This is a genomic window from Trueperaceae bacterium, assembly GCA_031581195.1.
GTDB lineage: Bacteria > Deinococcota > Deinococci > Deinococcales > Trueperaceae > SLSQ01.
Window position 1 is genome coordinate 1 of sequence record JAVLCF010000132.1, and the last position, 5,814, is coordinate 5,814.

At 75.4% G+C, this 5,814-nt stretch carries 9 protein-coding genes; 6 read left to right on the forward strand and 3 right to left on the reverse strand.

The features are described 5' to 3' along the window. A partial coding sequence (locus RI554_10150) for an FAD-dependent oxidoreductase (protein MDR9392376.1) occupies positions 1-637 on the forward strand: 637 nt, incomplete at its 5' end. A 15-nt stretch (positions 638-652) separates the two neighbouring features. Here the strand turns inward: RI554_10150 and RI554_10155 are convergent. From RI554_10155 to RI554_10165, 3 genes are read right to left on the reverse strand one after another with little or no spacing between them, the layout of a single operon-like run. Next, a complete protein-coding gene (locus RI554_10155) occupies positions 653-865 on the reverse strand; it encodes a hypothetical protein (GenBank protein MDR9392377.1) in 213 nt (70 codons plus the stop codon). A gap of 42 nt (positions 866-907) precedes the next feature. After that, positions 908-1,450 (reverse strand): hypothetical protein, encoded by a 543-nt coding sequence (locus RI554_10160; GenBank protein ID MDR9392378.1) that lies wholly within the window; start codon positions 1,448-1,450, stop codon positions 908-910. Continuing rightward, positions 1,447-2,283 carry a 1,4-dihydroxy-6-naphthoate synthase gene (locus tag RI554_10165; GenBank protein ID MDR9392379.1) on the reverse strand — a complete coding sequence of 279 codons (837 nt, stop codon included), beginning with the start codon at positions 2,281-2,283 and terminating at the stop codon, positions 1,447-1,449. Before RI554_10165 ends, RI554_10160 begins: the two co-directional genes overlap by 4 nt. A gap of 147 nt (positions 2,284-2,430) precedes the next feature. On the opposite strand from RI554_10165, the gene infC reads away from it, so the two are divergent. The 5 genes from infC to RI554_10190 all read left to right on the forward strand — a co-directional run bounded on the left by infC (position 2,431) and on the right by RI554_10190 (position 5,725). Next, entirely contained in the window at positions 2,431-3,096 is a 666-nt protein-coding gene (gene infC / locus RI554_10170; GenBank protein ID MDR9392380.1) for a translation initiation factor IF-3, read from the forward strand. Positions 3,097-3,151: 55 nt separating this feature from the next. Then, on the forward strand, positions 3,152-3,349 hold the full coding sequence (rpmI, locus tag RI554_10175; GenBank protein MDR9392381.1) for a 50S ribosomal protein L35: 198 nt from the start codon (positions 3,152-3,154) through the stop codon (positions 3,347-3,349). Positions 3,350-3,363: 14 nt separating this feature from the next. Beyond that, entirely contained in the window at positions 3,364-3,732 is a 369-nt protein-coding gene (rplT, locus tag RI554_10180) for a 50S ribosomal protein L20 (protein MDR9392382.1), read from the forward strand. A gap of 107 nt (positions 3,733-3,839) precedes the next feature. Continuing rightward, on the forward strand, positions 3,840-5,144 hold the full coding sequence (hisD, locus tag RI554_10185; GenBank protein MDR9392383.1) for a histidinol dehydrogenase: 1,305 nt from the start codon (positions 3,840-3,842) through the stop codon (positions 5,142-5,144). Between the two features lie 20 nt (positions 5,145-5,164). Next, positions 5,165-5,725 (forward strand): YdcF family protein, encoded by a 561-nt coding sequence (locus RI554_10190; protein MDR9392384.1) that lies wholly within the window; start codon positions 5,165-5,167, stop codon positions 5,723-5,725. Positions 5,726-5,814: the final 89 nt, after the last annotated feature.

Below are 5,814 nucleotides of genomic sequence, written 5' to 3' on the forward strand. Positions count from 1 at the left end.
CGCCGCGGAGACCGAACGCGTCCCGTACGCCGTGCCGGAGGGGACGTTCCTGGCCGAAGCGATGCGCGACCTGACGCCCGCGGCCGACGGAGCGGTCTCGGCGTGGGATCTGCACGCCGCGGCGAAGGCGGCGCTCGAAGCGGAACCGGGCCTGCACCTGCTGCAGGCCAGCGTCGACGCGCTCGTGCCGCCCGCGCCGGACGGCGCGCCCGACGCGACCTGGACCCTCGTGACGTGGGAGGGGGTGGCGCATCGCGCGGCCGCCGTCGGACTGTGCGTCGGGACGTTCCTGCGGGCCTGCTGGACGTCGGGGGACGCGACCGAGGTCGCCGGCCGGCCGGGGGAGATGGCGTACGACGACCTGGCGGACGACCTCGCGGCGCACGGCGTCCGCTTCGTGCGCGACGTCGTCGAGGGGGGTGGCGCCGACCGGCCCGCCTGGCGGGTGACGTTCGACCGGTTCGCGCCCGACGCCTGCGACGGCCCCCGCCTCGTGGGGTTCCCCGCGGCGTACGCCGCGGGGCGGTGCGTGCACGGTCGGTTGCCCTACCTGGACGCCGCCCGCGACGGCGCGCGCCTCGCCGACGCGGTCGCGCGCGACGGGGTGGCCGTCGGCGGGGCGCCCCCCTCCGGCTGACGCCGGGGGGACGCGTCAGTCGCGCGTGTCGTCGTGCGGCCGGGTGTAGGCCTCGACCTTCGCGAGGTCCAGGGCGTCCGCCCACACGACGTCGGAATCGCCGTCGGCGTGCCGGCCGCCGGCGGCGACGAGGCGCACGCCGTACGGACCGTCGCGGAAGCCGGCGACGACGTAGCGTCGACCGTCGTGGATCACCTCTTCGCCGTGCATGAAGCGGACCGCCGTCATGCGCTCATCGTAGCGCGCGGGCGGCGTCGCGGCGGTCGCGCGTCACCCGCCGAGCCGCACGAGCGCCCACGTGAGGACGCCGAGCGCCGGGGCGTACGCGAGGGCGGCGTGCAACGCCACCGCCGACCGGACGCCCTCCGCGCGGCCGAGGCGCAGCCCCGCCCCCAGCAGGTACGTCTGCCAGGGCGGCACGATCGCGACGGCGGCGACGAGCGCCTCCCCGGGCCGGACCGCCGCCACCGGCGTCGCCAGGAGCGCCACGAAGCCGGCCGGCGCCCAGGACCACCCCACGATCGCTGCGACGCGCGGGTCGAAGCGGTAGCGCCGGGCGACCGCCAACGCCGCGGCGCCCCCCGCCGCCGCCAGGTACGGCACCGTGACGCCCGGACCGAGGACGGCGGCCGCCGGACCGAGCGACGCCGCGAGGGCGGCGTGCGACGCGACCGCCGAGGCGACCGCGACCGCCGCGAGGGCGGCGGCGGCGACGACGAACGCGCGGCGCGGGGTCGGGGACGCCACCTGCCGTGCGAGGAAGGCGGTGGGGGCGAACAACGGCCCACCCCACGCCCGAGGGGCGTCGCTCACGGGGTGGGTGACGGCCAGAACAGCGCCTCGGGGGGCGGCGGGATGCGGCCGCGCTCCACGGCGCGTTGCAGGAGCGTCGCGACCGCTGCCCGGCCGGCGTCGCCGACGTCGAGGCTGTAGGCGTTGACGTACGTCTCGACGTGGCGGCGCCGCACGTCGGGCTCCATCTCCTGCGCGTGCTCCGCGACGTACGCCTCGCTGGCGTCGGGATCGTCGAACGCCGCCGCGACGCTGGCGCGCACCGCCCGCGCGACGGCGTCCACCGTCGCGTCGGGTAGGTCGCGACGGACCGCGATGCCGCCCAACGGAATCAGGGCGCCGCTGACGCCCTCCCACCAGGCCCCCAGGTCCACGACCCGCTCCAGGCCGTGCCGGGGGTACGTGAAGCGCGACTCGTGAATGATCAACCCGGCGTCCACCTCGCCGTCGGCGACGGCGGCCAGGATGCGGTCGTAGCGCATCTCGACGCGGCGGGCGCCGTCGGGTGCGTAGAGGTCGAACAGCAGATTGGCGGTCGTCCGCCCCCCGGGCGTCGCGACCGTCGCGCCGTCCAGGGAGGCGCCCGCGTCGCGGGCGACGACGAGCGGGCCGACGCCGCGCCCGAGCGCCCCGCCGGCCGGCAGCATCCACCAGTCGTGGGCGATGCGCCCGAACGCGTGGTAGGAGACCTTGGCGACGTCGAGCTCGCCGCGTTCCGCCATGCCGTTGAGGGTCTCGACGTCCTCGAGGTGCACCTCCCACGTCCACTCCGGGGCGACGAGGCCGTGCACGAGGGCGTGGAAGACGAACGCGTCGTTGGGGCAGGGGGAGAACCCCAGGCGGAGGTCGGGCATGCCCCGAACCTACCAACGCGGCGCGCGGCGGCGCGTGGCGTGCCGGTGCGTTGATGCGGCGTGCGCGCACCTGCTAGGGTGAGCCGCCGTGCCCGCCGACAGTGCGGGCGCGCCTTGGAGGTGGCGTTCATAGCGAAAGACCTGAAGGTGAACGATCAGATCCGGGTCCGGCAGGTGCGCCTGATCGACGCGGAGGGAACCCAAGTCGGGATCGTGGATACGCGCGACGCCATGCAACGCGCCCGCGACGCCGATCTCGACCTCGTGTTGGTGGGTGAACGGGCACAACCGCCGGTCGCGCGCCTCATGGATTACGGCAAGTACCGCTACGAGCTGCAGCAGGAGGCGAAGGAGGCCCGCAAGCGCTCCCGTCAAAGCGAGCTCAAGGCGATCAAGTTCCGCGTCAAGATCGGCGATCACGACTACCGCACGAAGGTCAACCACGTGCGCCGCTTCCTGTCGGCGGGCCACAAGGTGAAGGTCACCATCATGTTCCGGGGCCGGGAACGCACCCACCCCGAACTCGGCAAGGAGCTCCTGCAGCGCGTCGCGCAGGACGTCTCCGACCTCGCCGCGGTCGACCAGCCCCCGCAGATCGCCGGGATGGACATGAACATGACCGTCCGCCCGATCGCCGCCGAGGCGCCGGCCGCGAAGGACGACGACGCCGACACGACGAAGGGCGGCACGACGAAAAGCGGCACGGCGAAGGGCGGCACGACGAAGGACGGTGCCGCTCCGGCCGGCGACGACGGGGGGGCCCAGGCGGGCGCCGTCGGCGACGCCTCCCCCGAGGCGGCCCCGACGGGGTAGACTCGCCGGCGGCCGCGCCGACCGCGCGGCACGACCCGACGACGAAAGGACCAGCATGCCGAAACTCAAGACCCACAAGGGCACCAAAGCCCGTGTCAAAGTCACAGGGCGAGGTAAGGTCAAGGCGATGCGCTCCGGCAAGCGACACTTGAACTACAAGAAGTCCGGAACGCGCATTCGGCAGGGCCGAACCGACCTCATCGTCTCCGACGCCGAAGCGAAGAAGATCACCGCGCTTCTGCCGTACGACTGAGAGGGGCGTACCCCATGCCGAGAGCCAAGACCGGTACCGTCCGTCGGGCCAAGCACCGCAAGATCCTCAAGGACGCCAAGGGCTACTGGGGCCTGCGCTCCAAGAGCTTCCGCATCGCGCAGCAGACGCTGCTGAACGCCGCCGATTACGAGTACCGCGACCGCCGTGCGAAGAAGGCGACGTTCCGCCGCTTGTGGATCGCCCGCATCAACGCCGCCGCCCGGCAGAACGGCCTCAGCTACAGCCGCTTCCTGGCGGGCCTGCGCGGCGCCGGCGTGACGCTGAACCGCAAGGTCCTCGCCGACCTCGCCGTCCGCGAGCCCGAGGCGTTCGCGCACCTCGCGAGCGTCGCGAAGGAGGGCGCCGAGGCGAAGGCCGCCTGAGCGCCCGAAGCCGCACGATCCGCGCGCGGGGCGTCCTTCGGGGCGCCCCGCCTTGCGGGGTCGGCGCGGTGGGGGCCGCGCGGTGCGGGCGCGGATAGAATCACGACATGCGAACGATCCGCGGCCGTGACGCCGCCCTCCGCGAGGTCCGCCAGCGCGCCGCCCACGCCTTCGGGGACGACGTCGGACAGGCGGTGCGCCGCATCGTCGACGACGTCCGCGCGCGGGGCGACGCGGCGGTCCTGGACGCCACCGAGCGCTTCGACGGCGTTCGGCCCGCCACCCTCGTCGTGCCCGACGACGTCCGCGCGGCCGGCGCCGCACGCGTCGACGACGCCCTGCGCGCGTCGATGGAGCGCGCCGCGGCGCGCATCGAGGCGTACTACGCCCGCCAACCCACCGGCGGGTTCGTCGCGAGCGACCCGGCCGGCGACGCGACGCTGGGGCAACTGATCGTTCCGGTCGACGCCGCCGGCGTGTACGTCCCCGGCGGCACCGCGCCGTTGTTCAGCAGCCTCCTCATGAGCGCGGTGCCCGCCCGCGTGGCGGGGGTCGAGCGGATCGTCGTCGCGACCCCGCCGCGGGCGGACGGAACCGTCCCCGACGAGATCCTCCTCGCCGCCGCGCTGGTGGGGGTCGACACCGTCGTCGCGGCGGGGGGCGCGCAAGCGATCGCCGCCCTCGCGTACGGTACCGAGACGCTCGACGGCGTCGCGGTCGTCACCGGCCCCGGCAACGACTACGTCGTCGCGGCGAAACGCCAGGTGTTCGGTGCGGCCGGCATCGAGGCGCTCCCCGGCCCCACGGAAACCCTCGTCCTCGCGGGGCCCGACGCCGACCCCCACCACGTCGCCGCCGACCTGCTGGCGCAGGCGGAACACCTCGGTGCGCAACCGGTCCTGGTGACGTGGTCGGAGGCGCTGCTCGACGCGACCCTGGAGGCGGCGGAGGCCGCGCTCGCCGACCTGACGACCGAGGCGGCGGCGCGCGAATCGATGGAACGGCGTGGCCTGGCGGTCTGGGTCGAGGACGCGGACGCCGCGATGGACGTCGCCAACGCCTACGCGCCGGAGCACCTGTGCCTCCTCGTCGACGACCCCTGGCGGTGGCTGCCGAAGGTCCGCAACGCCGGCGGGGTGTTCCTGGGCGCGTACAGCATGGAGGCGCTCGGCGACTACGTCGCGGGGCCCTCCCACGTCATGCCGACGGGGGGCACCGCCCGCTACGCCAGCTTCTTGAACCTCCGGCACTTCCAGAAGGTCGTGCCGTTGGTGTCCGCCAGTCCCGCGTTCGTCGCGCGCGTCGGGCCGGACGCCGTCCGCCTCGCGCGCGCCGAAGGTCTCGAAGCGCACGCGCGGGCGGTGGAGGCCCGCCTGCACGAGGACGCCGCGGACGACGGGACCGACGCCTGAGCGGTCCCGGACGGCGCGGCGTGCGGACCTCCGCGGGGCGCCTCCTCGCGGTCGCGCCGCTCGTGCTGGTGCTGCTGGTCGCCGGCAACCTGACGCGCGTCCTCGACCCGCCGGCGGCGCCCGACTGCCGGGCCGACGTCGCGCTGGTCATGGGGGCCGCGCAGTACGACGGGCGCCCCTCGCCGGCGCTCGCGCGGCGCTTGCGGCGCGCGTTGGCGCTGTACGAAGACGGGTGCGTATCGCGCATCGTCGTGTCGGGCGGTGCGCGGCCGGGCGACCGGACGAGCGAGGGGGCGAGCGGCGTCGTGTGGCTCGCGGCGCGCGGCGTGCCCGACGCCGCCCTCGGCGCGGAGACCCGCGCGACGACCAGCGCGGAGAACGTCCGCTTCGCGCGGCCCCTCGTCGGCGACGGCCCCGTCGTGGTGGTGACCGACGACCTGCACCTGGTGCGCTCGCTGGCGCTGGCGCGGCAGGCCGGGTGGGACGCCAGCGGCGCCGCCGCCGTCGTCCCCTCCGGCCGCCTCCGCTACGCGGTGCGCGAAGCGGTCGCGCTCACCGCGCACCAGTTGGGCCTCGATTGAGGGGCGCGCGGACGGCCGGGGGCGTCACGCCCGCGGCGCGATCGCGCGCAGGACGTCGGCGTACATCGCGAGGCGGGCCCGGACGCCGG